Source organism: Acinetobacter sp. ANC_7588 (assembly GCF_056783995.1).
In genome coordinates, this window is the sequence record NZ_JBWYIU010000009.1 from 69,404 (window position 1) to 88,773 (window position 19,370).

Annotated in this window: 18 protein-coding genes and 8 tRNA genes; 10 read left to right on the top strand and 16 right to left on the bottom strand. The window is 38.1% G+C overall.

The annotated features are described in order from the left end of the window. The first annotated feature begins 529 nt into the window (after positions 1–529). Together AC1M9J_RS09785 and AC1M9J_RS09790 are read left to right on the top strand one after the other, a co-directional pair. Complete coding sequence (locus AC1M9J_RS09785; protein ID WP_035268355.1) at positions 530–760, top strand: hypothetical protein; 231 nt, start codon at positions 530–532, stop codon at positions 758–760. A 226-nt stretch (positions 761–986) separates the two neighbouring features. Then, positions 987–1,337, top strand: coding sequence for a hypothetical protein (locus AC1M9J_RS09790; RefSeq protein WP_228133271.1), 351 nt, complete (start codon positions 987–989; stop codon positions 1,335–1,337). 33 nt (positions 1,338–1,370) lie between these two features. On the opposite strand, the gene AC1M9J_RS09795 is transcribed toward AC1M9J_RS09790, so the two are convergent. The 5 genes from AC1M9J_RS09795 to AC1M9J_RS09815 all read right to left on the bottom strand — a co-directional run bounded on the left by AC1M9J_RS09795 (position 1,371) and on the right by AC1M9J_RS09815 (position 6,527). Continuing rightward, positions 1,371–1,886, bottom strand: a complete 516-nt coding sequence (locus tag AC1M9J_RS09795; protein WP_179998589.1) for an acyl-CoA thioesterase — start codon at positions 1,884–1,886, stop codon at positions 1,371–1,373. A 170-nt stretch (positions 1,887–2,056) separates the two neighbouring features. Next, positions 2,057–2,236, bottom strand: a complete 180-nt coding sequence (locus tag AC1M9J_RS09800) for a hypothetical protein (RefSeq protein ID WP_035268348.1) — start codon at positions 2,234–2,236, stop codon at positions 2,057–2,059. 153 nt (positions 2,237–2,389) lie between these two features. Beyond that, positions 2,390–3,385, bottom strand: a complete 996-nt coding sequence (locus AC1M9J_RS09805) for a patatin-like phospholipase family protein (RefSeq protein WP_481952232.1) — start codon at positions 3,383–3,385, stop codon at positions 2,390–2,392. 131 nt (positions 3,386–3,516) lie between these two features. Further along, positions 3,517–4,764 (bottom strand): sodium/glutamate symporter, encoded by a 1,248-nt coding sequence (gene gltS, locus AC1M9J_RS09810; protein WP_180028146.1) that lies wholly within the window; start codon positions 4,762–4,764, stop codon positions 3,517–3,519. Between the two features lie 509 nt (positions 4,765–5,273). Then, the gene (locus tag AC1M9J_RS09815; protein ID WP_092766984.1) at positions 5,274–6,527 is read right to left on the bottom strand and encodes a DcaP family trimeric outer membrane transporter; all 1,254 of its coding nucleotides are present in this window, start codon (positions 6,525–6,527) and stop codon (positions 5,274–5,276) included. A 376-nt stretch (positions 6,528–6,903) separates the two neighbouring features. On the opposite strand from AC1M9J_RS09815, the gene AC1M9J_RS09820 reads away from it, so the two are divergent. The 5 genes from AC1M9J_RS09820 to AC1M9J_RS09840 all read left to right on the top strand — a co-directional run bounded on the left by AC1M9J_RS09820 (position 6,904) and on the right by AC1M9J_RS09840 (position 14,257). Further along, entirely contained in the window at positions 6,904–7,611 is a 708-nt protein-coding gene (locus AC1M9J_RS09820; protein WP_481952233.1) for a nitroreductase, read from the top strand. Positions 7,612–7,757: 146 nt separating this feature from the next. Next, the gene (gene yccS, locus AC1M9J_RS09825) at positions 7,758–9,932 is read left to right on the top strand and encodes a YccS family putative transporter (protein ID WP_481607731.1); all 2,175 of its coding nucleotides are present in this window, start codon (positions 7,758–7,760) and stop codon (positions 9,930–9,932) included. Between the two features lie 101 nt (positions 9,933–10,033). Continuing rightward, positions 10,034–10,594 carry a YcxB family protein gene (locus tag AC1M9J_RS09830; RefSeq protein ID WP_035268336.1) on the top strand — a complete coding sequence of 187 codons (561 nt, stop codon included), beginning with the start codon at positions 10,034–10,036 and terminating at the stop codon, positions 10,592–10,594. Positions 10,595–10,749: 155 nt separating this feature from the next. Next, positions 10,750–13,374, top strand: a complete 2,625-nt coding sequence (locus tag AC1M9J_RS09835) for a PepSY domain-containing protein (RefSeq protein ID WP_481952234.1) — start codon at positions 10,750–10,752, stop codon at positions 13,372–13,374. Between the two features lie 142 nt (positions 13,375–13,516). Next, positions 13,517–14,257 (top strand): YdcF family protein, encoded by a 741-nt coding sequence (locus AC1M9J_RS09840; RefSeq protein ID WP_481952235.1) that lies wholly within the window; start codon positions 13,517–13,519, stop codon positions 14,255–14,257. Positions 14,258–14,262: 5 nt separating this feature from the next. On the opposite strand, the gene AC1M9J_RS09845 is transcribed toward AC1M9J_RS09840, so the two are convergent. The 11 genes from AC1M9J_RS09845 to AC1M9J_RS09895 all read right to left on the bottom strand — a co-directional run bounded on the left by AC1M9J_RS09845 (position 14,263) and on the right by AC1M9J_RS09895 (position 16,837). Continuing rightward, positions 14,263–14,733: a DUF2750 domain-containing protein gene (locus AC1M9J_RS09845; RefSeq protein WP_035268330.1), complete on the bottom strand. Its 471-nt coding sequence runs from the start codon at positions 14,731–14,733 to the stop codon at positions 14,263–14,265. A gap of 76 nt (positions 14,734–14,809) precedes the next feature. Further along, positions 14,810–14,885 (bottom strand) — tRNA-Val (locus AC1M9J_RS09850). 92 nt (positions 14,886–14,977) lie between these two features. Next, positions 14,978–15,054: transfer RNA gene (locus AC1M9J_RS09855), tRNA-Asp, on the bottom strand. 51 nt (positions 15,055–15,105) lie between these two features. Beyond that, positions 15,106–15,181, bottom strand: a tRNA-Val gene (locus AC1M9J_RS09860). A 23-nt stretch (positions 15,182–15,204) separates the two neighbouring features. Continuing rightward, positions 15,205–15,281: transfer RNA gene (locus tag AC1M9J_RS09865), tRNA-Asp, on the bottom strand. Positions 15,282–15,294: 13 nt separating this feature from the next. Next, positions 15,295–15,370 (bottom strand) — tRNA-Val (locus tag AC1M9J_RS09870). Between the two features lie 22 nt (positions 15,371–15,392). After that, positions 15,393–15,469, bottom strand: a tRNA-Asp gene (locus AC1M9J_RS09875). Between the two features lie 49 nt (positions 15,470–15,518). Continuing rightward, positions 15,519–15,595: transfer RNA gene (locus AC1M9J_RS09880), tRNA-Asp, on the bottom strand. A gap of 22 nt (positions 15,596–15,617) precedes the next feature. Next, positions 15,618–15,693 (bottom strand) — tRNA-Val (locus AC1M9J_RS09885). 212 nt (positions 15,694–15,905) lie between these two features. After that, entirely contained in the window at positions 15,906–16,433 is a 528-nt protein-coding gene (elsL, locus tag AC1M9J_RS09890) for a cell wall-recycling L,D-carboxypeptidase ElsL (protein ID WP_481952236.1), read from the bottom strand. Positions 16,434–16,468: 35 nt separating this feature from the next. Beyond that, positions 16,469–16,837, bottom strand: a complete 369-nt coding sequence (locus tag AC1M9J_RS09895) for a YbaN family protein (protein ID WP_481952237.1) — start codon at positions 16,835–16,837, stop codon at positions 16,469–16,471. A gap of 99 nt (positions 16,838–16,936) precedes the next feature. Between AC1M9J_RS09895 and AC1M9J_RS09900 the strand changes: the two genes are divergently transcribed. The 3 genes from AC1M9J_RS09900 to dapE all read left to right on the top strand — a co-directional run bounded on the left by AC1M9J_RS09900 (position 16,937) and on the right by dapE (position 19,333). After that, positions 16,937–17,782, top strand: coding sequence for a DUF1853 family protein (locus AC1M9J_RS09900; protein ID WP_481952238.1), 846 nt, complete (start codon positions 16,937–16,939; stop codon positions 17,780–17,782). A gap of 126 nt (positions 17,783–17,908) precedes the next feature. Beyond that, complete coding sequence (locus AC1M9J_RS09905) at positions 17,909–18,061, top strand: entericidin A/B family lipoprotein (RefSeq protein WP_092766976.1); 153 nt, start codon at positions 17,909–17,911, stop codon at positions 18,059–18,061. Between the two features lie 138 nt (positions 18,062–18,199). Continuing rightward, positions 18,200–19,333: a succinyl-diaminopimelate desuccinylase gene (dapE, locus tag AC1M9J_RS09910; RefSeq protein ID WP_035269063.1), complete on the top strand. Its 1,134-nt coding sequence runs from the start codon at positions 18,200–18,202 to the stop codon at positions 19,331–19,333. Positions 19,334–19,370: the final 37 nt, after the last annotated feature.

Below are 19,370 nucleotides of genomic sequence, written 5' to 3' on the forward strand. Positions count from 1 at the left end.
AAAAACAAGTCTAGGATAATTTTCCTCATAATTTATATGAATGCATGAATTCAAAAGACTAAATGATTGGAATTAAATAGGATAAGTGAACTGTTGAATCAAAATTAAAAATATGTAAATCTATTTCACAGATCATTACTCTGAATTTAATTCAAAACTTCAATTTTGATTTTCTAATCGAACCTTTTCAAATGTAAAACTACGTAAAAAAATTGCTGTTTTTTTCTTCACCATGACATATTTTTTGACAACTTTATAAGGCATATTGACTCTCATTGAGACAAAAAAACTACATTAGACCTTGGTTTGTTAGTCGTGCGTTAACTATCGTGTTTCACTTTGTTGCATTGATTGCTCAATTGAGCTTCTGGACTTAGGATGAATTTCGTTGACTCGCTAACCGTATTAGATGCGATTCAACTTTTAACATTTTACGCGATGACCTAGATTTAATTTCATATTCGCTTCTCTCCTCGGAAAGCTTATGAGATTAAATTCTAATTTATTTTATTGAATAAGGATGCCACTCATGAATTTAGTTAAAACTTTATTAGCAACTACACTTGCCTTCACAGCTTTCTCAACATTTGCTGCAACAGAAGCAAAAGATGAAAAAAAACAGGAAGTGTTGATTTCTTCTCAAGAACAACCAGTGAATGCTGAAACTACTGCTGCTGGTCAACCAACAGCTGCTCAACCGGGTACAGAGGTTGCAGCTGAAGAAGGTACTGAAGCTCCTGTAGCTCAACCTGCTCAGTAATTAATCAAAAATAAATTGACTGAATTTTAGACCAAGTCTTCCCCCGATGGCTTGATCTGATTAAAAGTAGAGCTTTGCTACAGCTCTACTTTTTTTATGCCTGTTTTTTTGAATTATTCTCTATAAATTACGATAAACACATATACACAATTATTATAAAACGATATAAATGACAAATAAATCACATATTTTAACCAAAAAGCCAATTTAATTCTAAGCACGTAACATGAAAATGAAGAAATTTCTTGGGATCGCTATACTCAGCCTATGGTTGGTTGCATGTTCCAAACCTTTACCAGAGGATAAACTGGATTATGTAGGACATTGGATTAGCGCGGACAGTCGTGTTCAATTGAATATTACTGCTAATGGTCGTATAGAATATAGTAACAATCAGCTCAGTAAAAAAACCGCCGTTTCAGCTCCAATTAAACAGTTTTCAGATACTGGATTTGAAACAGGTTTAGGTCCTATCAACACGAAATTTATTGTCACTCGTCAACCCTACAAGGATGCACAAGGCAACTGGTATATGATTGTCGATGGGCATACCCTCGCCAAGCTACAAAATCCATAAAAAAAAAGACTTCACCATGTGAAGTCTTTTTTCTTAAACCGATTTCTTATATATGCTGCAAGAAGGATGATGATTTTCATTCAAACGAGCAATTTTACGATGCTCAGCAGCTTCAAAACGACAGCGTTTCCAGTCATTATCTAGGTTTAGGGGTGGAATTTGTTTTGGTTTTCCATTCTCATCCACAGCGACCATTGTGAAATAACAACTATTGGTATGTCGTACCGTACGTTTTTGAATATTTTGTGCTTCAACGCGGATCCCAATTTCCATTGAGGTACGCCCCACATGATTCACACTGGCTAAAAAAGTCACCAACTCACCCACGTGGATTGGTTCTTTAAAGTTCACTTTATCAACAGATAAAGTTACCACATAAGAACCTGAATATCGACTTGCACACGCATAAGCAACTTGGTCAAGCAGCTTTAAAATTGTTCCACCATGTACATTACCTGAGAAATTCGCCATATCCGGCGTCATTAATACAGACATCGTTAATTCAGACTGATCATCTGCAAGCGGTAACGCTTGGTTAAATTCGGACATAAATATTAGAACTCAATCATGACAGGAGATTTAATACACTATTATAACTTTTTTCTTGATTATAAAATGTTTAAATCAGAAACAAACTCCAATAATTTCAAGGCTTGATAGCTTAAAAGTATCAGAGGAAATCGTTCACTCTCAGAAGCTATGATAAATTTGCTTAAAATTTATTCATCTTTGACTAAACGAAGCATCTCAGCAGAAATATTATCGTATTTTAACTTTAACGATGCTTGATTCTTGACTTGGATTTCATAGGTTTCATCATAGTTAATTCGTATTATTTCGAATGTAATATCTGAATTTGACGCTAAATAAACAATTTGACCAACTTGAAAAACTGACACACTACACCTTAATTTATATTTCATCTTTTTAAGGGTTAGATAAAGTACTAACCCTCGTTTTTATCACCCCAATATACCAATCATTCAATTTATAACAATGATTTTACTTATTTTTTATATATATTTTATGAGACAATTAAGATCTGATTTAATTTAGCAATTTAAACAAACAGCTCTTTTACTATCATCATGGGCAGGATACTGATGAGCATCATATTGTCCTATCGTTCGATGACGTACCTGATCTAATAAACTAACCTTATTCAATGCTGCAGTCTTACCTGCTTGAATCGTATTTTCACGACCCTTAACATCAAAGATATGTGCTTTTTCTCTTAGATCTGGCTGTATCACAATATCTGCATTTTTTAGCTCGTTATACGCGATCTTATTTTGCATAATATTTATATTTTGATTAAACATCCCCCACACATTCGAGGTTTCCGTGTGCTCTGGCTGGGCCAAAATATCAACAGCAATGACAATATCTGCCCCTAATTCTCTCGCCACATTGACTGGTACAGGGCTCACTAAACCGCCATCAACATAATCCTTATCAGCAATTTTTACGGGAATAAACATGCTTGGAATAGAGATAGAAGCTCTCACTGCTTGGCCAGTATTACCATAGTTAAATACTGTTAAATTTCCATTTTTTAACTCTGTTGCCACCACATACATTGGAATAGGAAGCTGTTCTAAGGGCATAAAGTCCACTTGTTTATTGACATAGTTCTCAACCTTAGCGCCATCAAAAAAGCCTTGAATACCAATGTTAAAATCACGTACATCATTGACTTGCATATTTAATGCAACTTCACGTAACGATTTTGCTGATTTTCCACTGGCATATATTGACCCGACTATACTTCCTGCGCTGGTACCAACAATAAAATCAGGCTTGATTCCACGTTGTTCTAAAACTTCAATGACGCCAATATGCGCATAGCCTCGCGCTCCCCCACTCCCAAGCACCAATGCAATACTTGGAGCATCAGTTTTCTTATGCTTATTTTTAATGATATGAGATGAAGCATCCACCAAAGGTGTAGACACAGATTTTGAAAGCTGAGCTTTGGCTACAACCTGTTGACAGGCTTGTAAGCAAATCAAAGATAAGAGGGAAATCACGAGTACAAACTTCTTCATTGCATCAGAAATTAAAAATCAAAACTGAATGAAAGCATATCATTGACAAGTCGTCTGTATGAATTTTTTATGACAAAAAGCCCCAGATGCGGGGCTTTTTGTACATGACATTTTATTAAGAAGATTTTATGTTAAGCAAAGAATTTTAAAATCATCTGAATTACAGTTGCATTAATTAAGTCGACAAAAAATGCGCCACATAAAGGTACAATGAGGAATGCTTTATGTGAAGGACCATACATATTTGTAATCGCCTGCATGTTTGCAACAGCTGTTGGTGTTGCTCCCATACCGAAACCACAGTGACCTGCTGCAAGAACTGCTGCATCGTAGTTTTTACCCATCACACGGAAAGTGACAAATGCTGCGTACAATGCCATAGTTAAGGTTTGAGCTGTTAAGATCACAACCAATGGTCCTGCAAGATCAGCCAATTGCCACAACTTAAGTGAAAGAAGTGCCATTGCTAAGTATAACGATAAAGAGGCATTACCAAATACATCAATTGCACGATCGAAGATTTCCACTTTCATGAGACCTTCGAGGATATTACGCAGGATAACCCCACCACCTAATGCCCAAACGAAAGTTGGAAGCTCAAACCAAGTGCCTTTACTATAACCTGTCATAAATTCAGCAAATGCCAAACACGCAGCAAATAAACCTAATGTGGTAATCGCATTATCCGCAGTGATTAAACGAACTTGATTACGGTTTTCAAAAGGCACAAACTCGCCTTGATCATTCGGATTTGCAATTGCATTCGCATCACGTGTGTCTTTTTCAACCGAATTCGTCACTGGTGATGAAAGCTGGTGCTTATTAATCAATAATTTCGCTAATGGACCACCAATCAAACCACCAATAATCAAACCAAATGTCGCACTTGCCATACCCAGTGCTAAAGCACCTTGAATACCATGCTCGACTTCTAAAATCTCACCCCATGCACCAGCAGTACCATGACCACCAGTTAAGGTAATAGAACCTGCAATTAAACCAATAAGTGGATCAATACCAAGTAACGTTGCAAGGCTCATACCGACAAAGTTTTGTACGATAATAAATGATGCGACACAGATCAGGAAGATCACCAGTCCCATACCACCTTCTTTGAGTTTGGCGAAGTTTGCACTCAAACCAATCGACGCAAAAAACACCAACATGAAACTGGTTTGCAATTCACTACTCGTAGTAATGCTGTAACCCCACAAATTGTGAACAATTAACGAAACTATGGCAGCAACCAAACCACCAGCTACAGGCTCTGGGATATTATATTTTTTTAAGAAGTCGATTTTGTTGACAAGAAAACGGCCAAGCAATAAAACTATTACTGCAGCAATTAACGTGTAAAAAGCGTTAAAAGTAAATTCCATCATTAATTCTCAGCAAATACAGATGACTGTTAATTCATATTATGCTTGTTTTTTAATCAATAAGATTTATTTCGAATCTCACATCCAAAAATAAACATATCCTTATTCAATATTGATTATCTAAAGGAATAGATAAATTTTTAATTGAGTAACAATATATTAATTCCTCGATTTCATTGGATTCAATCTTGTTAATAAAAAACATACACTTTTCAAAATAAATCAGTTGCTCAAAACGCACTCTATTCTTAGACATACGTTTGGCTAGATACAATTGATTTATGGCTCAAACAAACACTTAAATATGTTTTAGTGAACTTAAAATGATTAAGAAATTCCTGATGATCAGGACTGCTCACTGTTTAAGCCGAACATTATGCACTTTTTTTTATAATTCGCATTACTTTTGTTTATTCAATCAGCAAAATTCAGACATTCTTTAGTCTGAACTGATGAATGACAAGTGAATAAAAAAACCGAGACTATGCTCGGTTTTTTATAACTCATGCTTAGAAGCTGTATTTCGCCATTAAGCCTACACGGTCATCATTATAGCTTTGACCTGCGAAAGTTTCACGCTTACCATTGATATATTCAACACCTAAATCAACAGGTTTCACAGGTGTATAGATAAAGTTAATCCATGCTTGTTGAACAGTTTCATTTGCACTTGGGTTCGCTTTAGCATATCCCGTGCTGTCATCAGCATAGTGTGCGCCATAAGCCAGTGTTGAGCGTAACTGAGGTGAGAACTTATATGTAGCACCAAGTTGGGTTGCAATAAACTCATTTTGTTCAATATTGTTATTTGCATCGACAACATAAGCACTATTTGAGCCATATAAATAGTTGCTGTTTCCTTTTACATAAGACACGTCAGCAGATACTTTGAGTGGTTCGCTAATTTGGTAATTTGTACCGATCGCTACACCAAAACCAGTCTTATCATCACCAGCGGTATCAGATTTATAATTTTCGATTAAAGCACGAGCTGAAGCATTACCTTTACCCTCTGCATAAGCTTGCGTGACTTTTGCAGTTAAAGTTGGAAGACGGTATTTAATACCATCTCCAGTAGAATTACCCTCTTCAGCTGAAATAAATAATTGAGTTGTTGGCGCTAATTTGTGAGACCAACGCACTTGCGGTAAACGGTTTGTTCCGCCACCAATGTTGGTACCAAAATCGATCATTTCTGGAGCATGATTTGACAAGAAGTTTGAAGTAGTTTGACCGAATAACCAATTATTTAGTGTTAAATACGCATGACGAATACGTAATGCTTCATTTGAGCCTGCAAAGTCCACTTCTACTTTACCACCAACGTCTGCCCCTTCTACTTTAGATTTGAAATCTAAACCAAGACGTGTTGTTTTTGCAGTTGCACGTAATTTATCTTCAACTAACGGATTATTACTCGTTCCAACGCTGTTTACAGCATTAAAGTCATTGTCAGCACCTTCAATGATATAGTTCGCATCCCCACGTACAAAACCATATAGATTCACTTCAGCACCTGCTTTAGTTTTCAAGTTTGTAGGCGCTGCTGCTACTGGTTGAGCTTTAACTTCAGCCAATTGTACTTGCTGCTGTTGTTGTACTTGATGTTGCTGTTGAATTAAAGCTTTTAACGCTTCAACTTCTTGGCGTAATTTTTGAATTTCATCTTTTTCAGTCGCTGCTTGTGCAGTAGAAACTGCAAAAGTTGCAACTGCGATTGCTAAACTTTTCTTTAAAAATGTTTGATGTTTTGATTGACTCATTAAAAATCTCCAATTATTTCATCTTGCATCCGTGCATATATGCTTGGTCAACCTGCTGAATCCCAATCACAACGTTTGATTAATTTAAAATAATCAACGATGCACTAAACTGCTTTTTTTTAAATTTGATGAATTGATTAAAATAAATACGTAACATAATGTGTATTCGTTGTAACTTAATCTAGCAACTTATGTTTCATAATTAAATGTTTTTTATTGTCAAAACCAATTTTCTCAATCACAATTTCTGATGATGAATTGAAAAAAGTTTATATCTGTATAATTTATAAAATCTTTATTTAAAAGCATATTCAAAATTATACCTTAGTCGTAGAGACATCATGGATCATCCAAAATTATTCAAATAGGAGTTGCAATGTCCACAGATCATACTCAAGCCGTTGATGAAGTGATCACTGGCCGCCAATCTATACGTGCCTTTTTAGATCACCCCGTAGACACAAAACTTATCCAAGAAATCTTAGAAGTCGCATCAAGAGCACCTTCTGGCACAAATACTCAACCTTGGAAAGTCTATGTAGTGACAGGCGCACGTCGTCAACGTTTAATTGATCAAGTTTGTCAAGCACAAATGGAGCTTTATCAAAACCCTGAACTTGCTCAACAATACACCGAGACTTTTGCTTATTATCCAGAAACATGGATTTCCCCGTATATCGATCGTCGTCGTGAAAATGGTTGGGGACTTTATGGATTGCTGGGCATTCAAAAAGGTGAAAAGGATAAGATGGCTGCACAACATCTTAGAAACTATCAATTATTTGATGCACCTGTTGGCATTTTCTTTACCGTGGATAAAGCCATGGGCATTGGCTCTAAAATGGATATTTCCATGATGATTCAAAATGTTATGCTAGCAGCAAAAGCACGTGGTTTAGATACATGCCCTCAAGCGGCATGGAATCATTTTCATCAAATCGTCACTGATGTTCTGGATGCTCCTGCCAACGAAGAACTCGTTTGTGGGATGGCTTTAGGCTATGCCGACCCTGATGCGCTTGTGAATACTTTCAGAACACCTCGAGTTCCAGTTGAAGAGTTTGCTGTTTTCTTGGAAGACTGATTTTTTAAGGATCAAAACGCTCATTCAGTTAGGGTGGTTTTATAAAGACAAACAGTTAATTTCAAGCATATAATCCCTATTTAAATTAGATGAATATTCAACTTATATTCATCTCCCCCTATCCTCTATTCATAAAGGATTCTGGTTTGAACAAATGGCTGATTCAGCTTAAAAAAGCGACATATAATACTTCATTTATGTATAACCTGCGGATGATCGTCGCTTTCGCAGGTACCGCGTTTATTCCCTATCTGTTAGATCAGCAATTGATGACGATCCCATTAACATTAGGGGTTGTTGCTGCTGGGCTGAGCGACATCGATGATCGCTTCTCAGTACGTATCATGAATCTGATTTATACCTATATTGGTTTCTTTATTGCGGCAGCTTCTGTTCAACTGTTATTCCCATATCCTGTGCTTTTTGCTTCAGGCCTGATCATCTCTTGTATTGGTCTCATTTTACTAGGCTCATTAGGCAGACGTTATGCCACCATCTCATATGGTTGCTTAGTAATTTCTGTATATGCCATGCTAGGTGTTGATATTTTTGACGAATGGTACATGCAACCTAGTCTTTTGGTGATTGGTGCCATTTGGTATGGGATTTTGTCTACGCTTAGTTTCTTAATTTTTCCAGCTCGACAAGTTCAAGATCAGCTCTCGAAAAGCTATTCTTCACTCGGTGATTTCCTTTTTGCTAAATCCAATCTCTTTGATGTGGATATGACAGCGAATAGCTACCAAAAAAGTATGATCAGCTTGTCGCTGGAAAATGGGAAATTAGTAGGTATCTTTAATGATATGAAAACCACACTCCTTACCCGATTAAAAGGAGATCGTGGTCAAAGTGATACCCGTCGCAGCTTACAATATTATTTTATTGCACAGGACATTCACGAGCGAGCTGACTCGGCACATATTGATTATCAACAATTAACCAAAGCCTTTGAACATAGTGATATTTTATTTCGCTTCCAACGTATTCTTACACTGCAAGCAAAAGCATGTAAAGATTTAAGTGAAAGCATCTTAAATCGCACAACTTACCAGCATAATCCACGTTTTGAACATGCATTTAGTAATCTCAGAAAGTCATTAGAAAAAATCCGTGATGAACAAAAACATGATCTTATCTGGGTTAATGCTCTTTTTGCCTTACTCCAGAACTTAAAAGCCATCGATGCTCAATTACGAAATCTTGAAACTGAACGGCATATTAAATTTGACCGCACTAAACATTTAGAAAACCAACTTAAAGATGACGATCTGAAAGGTTGGGAAGATATCGTTTCTCGTATCAAACAAAATTTAACCCCTGAATCCGTACTCTTTCGACATGCAATTCGTGTTTCCATCGTACTTTTCATCGGATATGTTTTTGTTCAAGTCACCAATATCGAATACGGTTATTGGGTACTGTTAACAGCCCTATTTGTTAGTCAACCAAACTTCAACGCCACAAAACGTCGACTCAGACTCAGGATCATGGGAACACTCGGTGGCATTATTCTTGGTTTTGCAATTCTGTATTTCGTTCCTTCTGTCGAAGGTCAACTCTTATTATTAATTGTGAGTGGCGTCCTATTTTTTGAATTACGCAGTAAGCAATATGCGCAAGCCACTGCCTTTATTACGATCTTAGCCTTAATTAATTTCAATTTGGACGGTTTAGGTTTCCAAGCGGCATTTCCTCGAATGTTAGATACTTTAATTGGCTGTGCATTGGCATGGTTTGGGGTGAGCTTTATTTTTCCAGATTGGAAATTCAGACGACTCCCCCATTCAATCAGACGTTCACTTGAAGCTCAATGCCAGTATCTTACTGAAGTCGTACAACAGTATCATCATGGACGTAATAACAGTTTGAACTACCGCGTAGTCCGCCGCACTGCACATAATCGTGATGCTGATGTTGCATCACTCATATCGACATTAGCAACAGAACCTGATTTTGATCCAACACAAAAAGCTTTAGCATTTGAGTTCCTCTGTCTCAATCATACGTTTATCAGCTATATTGCTGCGCTAGGTGCACATCGTGAAAAAATTCAAGATCAGTCAACATTAGAACTACTTCAACAAGCGTTAAATGATATCCAAGGTGCTTTTTTGCGAGATGAATTCCCTGAGCTAAATCTGACAAATTTGGAGTCCGCGATTCGTGAACGTTTGAATAAAGATGATCAGGATTCACATAAATCATTGATTGTTTTACAGCAACTTTCTTTAATGCTTGGTGTATTAAGACGATTGAGCACCTTAAAACAAAGTTTAAGTCATGAACATGATACTCAATCCAGCGCATTGGCATCACTGTAAATGTTGAATTTTCAAGGCAGTAAATTAGTACAATATACTCCCTGATTGTATTAATTTAATGCTAAACTCTGCTCAGATATACACATTTTGTTAACGAAACTATGACTGCAAAAAACTTATACGCCTATACTTTACAACCCGTTCCTTACGAGGTTACTGAAGCTGAACAACGCCATGCACAACTCGCGATCTGGCGCAGCACAAATAAAATTGGTACTAAAGCTTGGGCTATTATGGGTGCAATTACTGCGCTCGCAATTTTGGGTCTAATTTTTATTAAAAATTACTCTACTGTATTTTGCTGGGTGGCTTTAGTCTGTGTGCTGACATACTTTTTAGTGCGAAAGTTTGGACTAGAATGGTACGCTAAACGTAAAATGAATGAGTTTCCAGTACAAGAAATTACTGGAATTAAATTAGGTGTTCAGCCTCATGGTATCGTGATGCGTCAAAAAATGGGACTACAAGAAGGCGTAGGTTCAATTGGTTGGAAAGATATCTATGAGTGGTATAACACGCCAGATTTCATTCTGGTGAACTTTAAAGTTAAAGGTCAGCAAGGCGCTTATATCCTGCCAAAACGAATGAACAGCAAAAATTTCTCTTTCGAGACTATCCGTAAACATCTCAAAGAAAGCGTTGGTGAGCCAAAATCACTGTAAATACGTCTTTATATTAAAACCTTCAACTTTGGAGGTTTTTTTATCACAATTTTTTATATGAGAATGAGAATAAATATTATCTTCAAATACATTCCACTTTTTTTGAGTTAGGTTATAATCGCACCATTCAAAAATTCCAATTCACTCAGACCCTTATGTTCAAGAAAATATTTTTCCAGTTACACTGGTTTTTCGGAATAACAGCAGGCCTTATTTTGGCACTTATGGGTGTCACTGGGGCAATATATTCTTATGAGCAGCAAATTATCAAGCTGATCAATCAGGAAAGTTATACAGTTGTTGCTGAACAACGCCCAAAATTAACACCAGCTGAAATTTATCAACATTTCCAGCAGGAGCATCCTGATCTTAAAATCAATAGCATTACGATTGCTGCTCAACCTACTGACTCATCGAGTATCAATGTTGCGAAAGAAGGCGAACGTCGTGGTTTGACCATGATGATCAATCCCTACAGTGCTGAATTACTTCCTGAAATTAAAGGTCGAAAATTCTTTGCATTCGTACAACAACTTCATCGTAACTTGACAGTCGGACCTGTTGGAAAACAAATTACCGGTGCATGTACACTGATTCTTATTTTCTTTGTCCTCAGTGGCTTATATCTACGTTGGCCGAAAAAACACAGTTTCAAACAATGGTTTTCAGTTAAACCCAAATTAAAAGGTCGAAACTTTATTTGGGATTTACACGCAGTCGTTGGAACATGGGTGGCCATTTTCTATCTCATGTTGGCTTGTACAGGTTTGTATTGGTCATATGACTGGTGGCGCAACGGCATGTTTAAAGTGCTTGGTGTTGAGCGCCCGCAACCCCAAATGCAAGCGGGTGGTCCTGGTTCAAATGCTGGACCAAACGCTCAACGTGAAGGACGTGAAGGACGTGAAGGACGTGAAGGACGTGAAGGACGTGAAGGACGTGAAGGACGTGAAGAGCGTAAATCACTCCAAACAGAACAGATTCAATTTGCGCTCAACCAATCTTGGTCTACATTTAATCAACAGTTTAAAAATCAGTTTTCTTCCGTAACCTTCACCATTCCTAAACGTGCAAACGGTGAATTAGAACTGAGTTTCGTTGATCCTGTTCCGCAACATGAACGTGCTCGTAACAAAGCGACTGTCGACTTAAATACGAATCAATTGAAAGATGTTGAATTGTACGAAGACAAAAAACTCAATGAAAAAATCATGAGCAGCATGTTACCTGTACACCGTGGCAGCTTCTTTGGTCCTATTTACCAGTTCTTCGCGATGTTAGCTGCACTCGCTATGCCGTTATTCTTTGTGACGGGTTGGATGCTCTACCTCAAACGCCGCAAGCAAAAACAATTGACCCGTGAAGCGAAGCAAAATTTAGCAGTGGTTGATGTTGATCCAAATGCCAAACCTTGGCTCATCGCTTATGCAAGTCAAACTGGTGTATCCGAGCAATTGGCTTGGCGTACAGCTTCAATTCTGCAAGCAGCACGCCAACCCGTCACTGTTAAATCAGTGCAAAGCCTGACCACTGATGAGCTACAAACAGCATCTCAAATTCTAGTGGTCGCGAGTACTTACGGTACAGGTGAAGCTCCAGACTTAGCTGCAAGCTTTGAAAAGAAATTGATGTCTCATCCACTGAATCTAAGTCATGCTCAATTCGCAGTTATGGCACTTGGTTCACGTGAATATCCTGACACTTATTGTAGTTTTGGTCATCGTATTTATGACTGGTTCAGTGCATCTGGTGCAACTCCGCTCTTTAATGTGATTGAAGTGGACAATACCAATAACCAAGATATTCAAAATTGGACAGATGCGCTCGCACAAGCTGCTCAATTGGAATTAGCAACACTATCTATTGATAAAGTCTTTGATCAATGGAAACTTCAAAAACGTACACTGCTCAATCCAAACAGTTTGGGTCAACCTGCTTATAATTTAGAGCTTGAGTCTGATCACGACGCGATCTGGCAAGCTGGAGATATTGCAGAAATTCAACCAGGCAATAGCATTGAACATATTCAAGCATTTTTACAACAACACAACTTAGATGAGGCTTTAGTTCTCGCAACTACAGGTCAAACCTTAGTTGAAAGCCTGTGGAATAAAAATTTAAATAGCGAGATTCAGCCATTTAATACAGCTGAAGAACTCGTTGAGCAGCTTGAAAACTTACCTACTCGTGAATATTCGATTGCTAGTATTCCAACTCAAGGCATGATGCGATTGGTGGTACGTCAACAACGTGATGAACAACAGCAACTCGGCTTAGGCTCAGGCTGGTTAACACATCATGTTGCGGTTGGTGCTCAGGTACAACTTCGTATTCGAACCAATGAATCATTCCATTTAATTGATGATAATCGACCGATTATCTGTATCGGTAACGGGACAGGAATCGCAGGGCTAATGAGCTTAATTTCAGCTCGCGTACGCTTAGACTACACTGACAACTGGCTCATCTTCGGTGAACGCCAACGCGAACATGATTTCTTTTATAAAGAAACAATCGAAGCTTGGCAAAATACAGCGATGTTAAAGCGTATTGATCTTGCGTTCTCTCGAGACCAACCAGAAAAAGTCTATGTACACCATATTCTGCGTCAAAATGCGGATGAAGTCGTTAAATGGATTCATCAAGGTGCTGTAATCTATGTGTGCGGCAGTATCAATGGTATGGCAAGCGATGTTGATCTAGCCTTAATTGAAATCTTAGGTGAAACTACTGTAGATGAATTAAGACAAGCTGGTCGCTACCGTAGAGACGTTTATTAACACGGTTATTATGATCAAAACCGAGCACGATTTTTATTTAATCTGCTCGGTTTTTTTATGCGCTATACTTTTTCGCATTTCCCACTAGTGATGACATCGAATGTATATAAGGATTTTAAAATTTTTCGCTTGGTTAATAGCATTGATACTATTAATCGATGGAATCATTTTAATCAGTCAAAATAAAATTCATTTAGGTACTGTACTTCCAGCATTTATTGGCATAATGATTATTGTATGTCTGTTTTTTAATAAGAAAATCCAACACTACCGTTTGAATCATTCTAACTTTAACTTGTTTTGGAAAATGGGATGGACAATTTTTTCCATCTGGTTAATCAGCTTGGCTATTTTTTTTAATTTTTTAGCTAAATCAAATCATTCCCCCATCATGAATACACCACCTGATGCGATTATTATTTTGGGTAGTGGTTTAATCAATAACCAACCCTCCCCAACGCTTCAGGCTCGATTAGACCAAGGTGCAACGATCGCCGCTCAATATTCCAGTAGTTCTATTATTGTAACTGGCGGTTTAGGTTTTGATCAGAAAATTACTGAAGCTGCAGTGATGAAAGCATATTTGATCGACAAGTACCGTATTCACCCACAGCGTATATTTGAAGAAAGTCAAAGCACCAGCACCGAACTCAATCTAAAAAACAGTGTTCCGCTTCTAAACAGAATAGGCTTAAACCAAGATAGTTGTATTGTAGTTGTCACTAGTGATTTTCATACACCACGTGCTGCAGCCATTGCCCGATTTCAAGGTTATACCCAAATCACATCAGTCAGTGCTGAAACTCCTTTAACCACACGATATAACGCATGGCTTAGAGAATATTTTGCTTATATTAGTGGCTGGATCTTAAAAGAATACTAAATTTTTTATTTATCATGTATTCGGATTTTTCGAGGAGAAGGAACCCCTTCTCTATTTAATTTTTCAGGTTGATCGATCGATAACTGGTATAGATAAGCTTTTAGGTCAATTAGAAATTGTCGCCCCGATACCAAAACATTTTGACCTTCTGGCATCAAGTTCAGTGACAAATGCGTATTGTGTTGTCGAATATAAGGAACAACTTGTTCAATAAATGGTATCAGTTGGATTTCCTCCACATGATATTTTTCCCACTTATCACGAACCAATAATTGTGCCATACCTTTACTTTGCCAAACAGCAAGCGTGCGCTGACCAGATGGAGTGGAGCACAATGCCCAGCCATCATTATATAAACTATAAACTTTAGCCTGAGCGACAATTGTTTCCATAAATTGTTGGTATTGTTCTTTTGGAGAGACAACTGTAGAGGCAATAGAGGTACTTGAAGGCTTACGCTGGTATGGATTTCTCATAATTCTATTATAAACATGAATTCATCATATTTTATATAAATTATAGAAACTTAAAAGACTTTTTATAGAAAGAATATGGTGGGCGCTGACGGGATCGAACCGCCGACATTCTGCTTGTAAGGCAGACGCTCTACCAACTGAGCTAAGCGCCCTTGAGGAATAAAAATAGCACCGCTATTTTTAAGATGCAAGAAAGAAATCTTGCTGATTTAAACCATTATATCTAGACAAGGGATCTAGAAAATGGCGCAGCGGACGGGACTCGAACCCGCGACCCTCGGCGTGACAGGCCGATATTCTAACCAACTGAACTACCGCTGCAACGGTAACTGCTTACGCAATTAGGGTCATATAAGCTTTGCAGCTTGAATATGGTGGGCGCTGACGGGATCGAACCGCCGACATTCTGCTTGTAAGGCAGACGCTCTACCAACTGAGCTAAGCGCCCTTATTAGGCTTTGATTTTTAGGATGGCGCAGCGGACGGGACTCGAACCCGCGACCCTCGGCGTGACAGGCCGATATTCTAACCAACTGAACTACCGCTGCATCACAAAAAATCTGGTGGGCGCTGACGGGATCGAACCGCCGACATTCTGCTTGTAAGGCAGACGCTCTACCAACTGAGCTAAGCGCCCTTAATAAGGTCATTACATAAAATGGCGCAGCGGACGGGACTCGAACCCGCGACCCTCGGCGTGACAGGCCGATATTCTAACCAACTGAACTACCGCTGCACTTATGTAATATCTCTATTAAAGTACAAACAATCTATTAAGTTTAAAGTGGCGCAGCGGACGGGACTCGAACCCGCGACCCTCGGCGTGACAGGCCGATATTCTAACCAACTGAACTACCGCTGCACTAAAACTTAACGTAAAGGCTTGGTGGGCGCTGACGGGATCGAACCGCCGACATTCTGCTTGTAAGGCAGACGCTCTACCAACTGAGCTAAGCGCCCTTTACGACTTCATCGTTTGTGTGGTGCATTATAGAGAATCCTCAGATACTGTCAAACGCTTTTCTACAGGTTTCTCAGTTTTTCAGTTTGAATGATTAAAAAATAGATCATTTCTCTTAAAAAATCGCTTTTTTGTCTATTATTTGCCTAATTAGAGATATGTTTTTATTTTTATTCAAAGTTTTTATCACAACACATTTTACGATTCTGATTTAAATTTGATCCAATTCGATCTCTTGTTCTGAAATATAGACTAAAGCACCTTCGTCCAATGTATCAAATAGCTCAATGACATCTGCACTGTGCATTCGAATACATCCATGTGATTTAGGAATGCCTAAAGGTTCTGACTCTGGCGTACCATGAATATAGATATATCGATTATAGGTATCACAACCCTCCCCTTGATTAAAACCAGATTCTAAACCTGCTAACCAAAGAATTCGCGTTAGAATCCAGTCACGTTCTGGAAATTGCTCGCCAAGTTCCACATCATAGATCTCCCCAGTCCAAATACGTGCTTTAAAAACAGCATTGATTGGGTGATCATCGCCAATTTTTTGTTCAATACGATGCCATCCCCTTGGGGTTTTACCTGAATTTTCCTGTTCACCTATACCGTTCAATCCAGTAGACACCAAATAGCTTTTTTTCAAGCGTGGGACATATAGAACTTGTTTCGCCATATCAATCAGGATATCCGCCTGACTTAAGTTATAACTTTCAAGATTTGGGTTCATACAAAACTCAGCGTTAAAATATTTTAATCATTCATTTAAACAGTATTTTTTGATTCAGGTCTTAACCACAACCAAATCGCGACAATTAGCATGGTGACATTCGTAAAAATTTTTACTAAATCAGGAGCATTGGTATAAAGCATGAGAATACCGCTGATCAACATCATCATCGAGGCGAGCCATTTTGCTTTGCGTGGAACTGTGCCATGCTCACGCCAATTTCTCAGTGTTGGTCCATATTTAGGATGATTGAGTAGCCAATCATCAACCTGTGGCCAACCTTTTGAAGCAGCCCATGCGGCAAGAATTAAAAAGACTGTGGTTGGCAATCCTGGCAATAGCGCACCAATAAAACCTAGAGTCACAAAAATAATGACCAAGCTCCGCCAAAACACGATTTTCATACCGCAACTCATTCAGTTGAATCTCACTAGTATATATGCTTTTGTGGTAGTGTCTGATTGTAAATTTATTTTCAGTTTTGAATTCTAGTTGGAGAAGCGGTGCAATCTGATTTTTATGAGCCATGGCAGAACTTTCATCATGCAATTGTACGCCAACTGGCTTTTGTCATCGCAAGTCCTAATATTATTCGTTTTGCGCCTAAAGAATTAACGATCGTTCATCCTTTTGAACTGCACCATGAACTATTTTGGCAAACTCAGTACGAAAAATATATCTCCAGACTTCATGATCTAGATCAAAACCCACAAGAACTGATTGATTTTATTCAGCAACTTAAAAGTACTCGTCTAGGTTTGCGCTTTGAATATTTAATGTGGTTCTGGCTACAAGATGATCAACGCGATCAAGCTGATTTTTCGCTGTTAGATCACAGTGTTCAAATCATTGATGGCCGCCATACTTTGGGTGAAATTGACTTTGTGATATTAAATCATCACACCCAAGAAATTGAACAATGGGAAGTTGCACTGAAATTTTATTTAGCAGAACAAGACTTTCAACTTCAACATTGGTACGGATTAAATCGAAGCGACACTCTATTTAGAAAGCTCAATCATTTTACGCAAAAGCAATTTCAATTTACTCAAGCCAATACTTATAAAATTGATCGAAAAATTGCGGTGATGAAAGGTCAACTCTACTTTCCGTATCATACCGAACTTCAAACCTTACCCAACTGGGTCAGCCCACATCGTCGTATAGGCACATGGGGACATCAATTACGATCATCTTTTTATCGACTGGAAAGACAGGAATGGATTTGTCCGAATGCGAGTCAGACTTCAAATGAAGCACATTGGTGGAGCAATGGGCTTTATCACAATGTACAGACAAATCAGTTTTATATGTACCGTCAACCAGCATTAAAGCTTCCTTACGTGTAGTTCGTGTAATAAAAAAATGTATCGAATACAATTAATAACATTCTGATAATAAAACTCTCATATTCTTCTAAATGATTAATTTTTATTCTGATTAAGCATCAAAATAATTTACAATCATTGGAGATAATGATGAAAAAAGTATTAGCCGCTTCATTCGTAGTTGCATTTGTATTAACTGGTTGTAATACATTCAAAGGTTTTGGACAAGACGTTTCAAAAGCTGGGGAAACTGTAACAAATACTGCTGAAAAAACTTCAAACGAAATTCGTAACAACTAATTCGAAGTTGAAGCTAAAAGCCCTATTTTTTAATAGGGCTTTTTTTATTTAAATTTGATTCCCTTGAATGATTAATATTTTGCATCAAATTCAACATACTTTATGATAGTTCGACTTTGACCAATTCGATTTCTTTCCATGACCCAATCTGCAACACTCGATTTAAGCTTACAATTACTTCGCCAACCTTCAGTGACTCCAGTCGATCATAACTGTCAAAATATTATGGCTGATCGATTATCAAAGATTGGTTTTAACATTGAAAATATGCGTTTTGAAGATGTAGATAACTTATGGGCTCGTCGCGGGACTGAATCACCTGTGTTTTGTTTTGCGGGTCATACTGATGTTGTTCCTACAGGCAATCTAGAAGCGTGGAACTCCGATCCATTCGCCCCAGAAATTAGAGATGGAAAGTTATACGGGCGTGGCAGTGCAGATATGAAAACGGCGTTGGCAGCCATGGTAATTGCCTCTGAACGTTTCGTTGCTAAGCATCCAGACCACAAAGGTTCGATTGCTTTTTTGATCACTTCAGATGAAGAAGGTCCATCTATCAATGGAACAGTGAAAGTTGTAGAAACTTTAGAAGCACGCCAAGAAAAAATGACATGGTGTTTAGTTGGTGAACCGTCAAGTACGAATACTTTAGGTGACATTGTTAAAAATGGCCGTCGTGGGTCTCTCAATGCCAATTTAACAGTGAAAGGTAAGCAAGGGCATGTGGCCTATCCACATTTGGCCATTAACCCAATTCATACAGCCTCAAAAGCAATTGCTGAATTATGTGAGACAGAATGGGATCAAGGCAATGAGTATTTCCCTGCAACGTCTTTCCAAATCTCGAATATTTCTGCTGGAACGGGTGCAACCAATGTTGTGCCTGGCACGATGAACTTATTATTTAACTTCCGCTATTCTACAGAAGTTACTGCTGATGAATTAAAAGCACGTACACATGAAATTTTAGATCGCCACGGCGTTGAGTATGATATCGAGTGGACACTATCAGGTTTACCATTCCTTACCCCTGTTGGAGAGCTCGTCAATGCTGCCAAAAAAGCGATTTTGGATGTGACTGGTACAACAACAGAATTATCAACCAGTGGTGGTACATCAGATGGCCGCTTTATCGCACCAACTGGAGCTCAGGTTCTCGAACTGGGAGTACTTAATGCCACGATCCACCAGATTAATGAGCATGTTGAAATCGCACATTTGGAACCTTTGGCTGAAATTTATGAAAAAATCTTAATTGAGCTATTGGCATAACATTAAAATTTAAGAGCAATGAAATATAAAAAAGGAT

What these genes read in the sequence shown, in the direction of transcription:
- AC1M9J_RS09785 (WP_035268355.1), top strand. Translation starts at nt 530, where the DNA reads ATGAATTTAGTTAAAACTTTATTAGCAACTACACTTGCCTTCACAGCT.
- AC1M9J_RS09790 (WP_228133271.1), top strand. Translation starts at nt 987, where the DNA reads ATGAAAATGAAGAAATTTCTTGGGATCGCTATACTCAGCCTATGGTTG.
- AC1M9J_RS09795 (WP_179998589.1), bottom strand. Translation starts at nt 1,886, where the DNA reads ATGTCCGAATTTAACCAAGCGTTACCGCTTGCAGATGATCAGTCTGAA.
- AC1M9J_RS09805 (WP_481952232.1), bottom strand. Translation starts at nt 3,385, where the DNA reads ATGAAGAAGTTTGTACTCGTGATTTCCCTCTTATCTTTGATTTGCTTA.
- gltS (WP_180028146.1), bottom strand. Translation starts at nt 4,764, where the DNA reads ATGGAATTTACTTTTAACGCTTTTTACACGTTAATTGCTGCAGTAATA.
- AC1M9J_RS09815 (WP_092766984.1), bottom strand. Translation starts at nt 6,527, where the DNA reads ATGAGTCAATCAAAACATCAAACATTTTTAAAGAAAAGTTTAGCAATC.
- AC1M9J_RS09820 (WP_481952233.1), top strand. Translation starts at nt 6,904, where the DNA reads ATGTCCACAGATCATACTCAAGCCGTTGATGAAGTGATCACTGGCCGC.
- AC1M9J_RS09830 (WP_035268336.1), top strand. Translation starts at nt 10,034, where the DNA reads ATGACTGCAAAAAACTTATACGCCTATACTTTACAACCCGTTCCTTAC.
- AC1M9J_RS09835 (WP_481952234.1), top strand. Translation starts at nt 10,750, where the DNA reads ATGTTCAAGAAAATATTTTTCCAGTTACACTGGTTTTTCGGAATAACA.
- AC1M9J_RS09845 (WP_035268330.1), bottom strand. Translation starts at nt 14,733, where the DNA reads ATGAGAAATCCATACCAGCGTAAGCCTTCAAGTACCTCTATTGCCTCT.
- elsL (WP_481952236.1), bottom strand. Translation starts at nt 16,433, where the DNA reads ATGAACCCAAATCTTGAAAGTTATAACTTAAGTCAGGCGGATATCCTG.
- AC1M9J_RS09895 (WP_481952237.1), bottom strand. Translation starts at nt 16,837, where the DNA reads ATGAAAATCGTGTTTTGGCGGAGCTTGGTCATTATTTTTGTGACTCTA.
- AC1M9J_RS09905 (WP_092766976.1), top strand. Translation starts at nt 17,909, where the DNA reads ATGATGAAAAAAGTATTAGCCGCTTCATTCGTAGTTGCATTTGTATTA.
- dapE (WP_035269063.1), top strand. Translation starts at nt 18,200, where the DNA reads ATGACCCAATCTGCAACACTCGATTTAAGCTTACAATTACTTCGCCAA.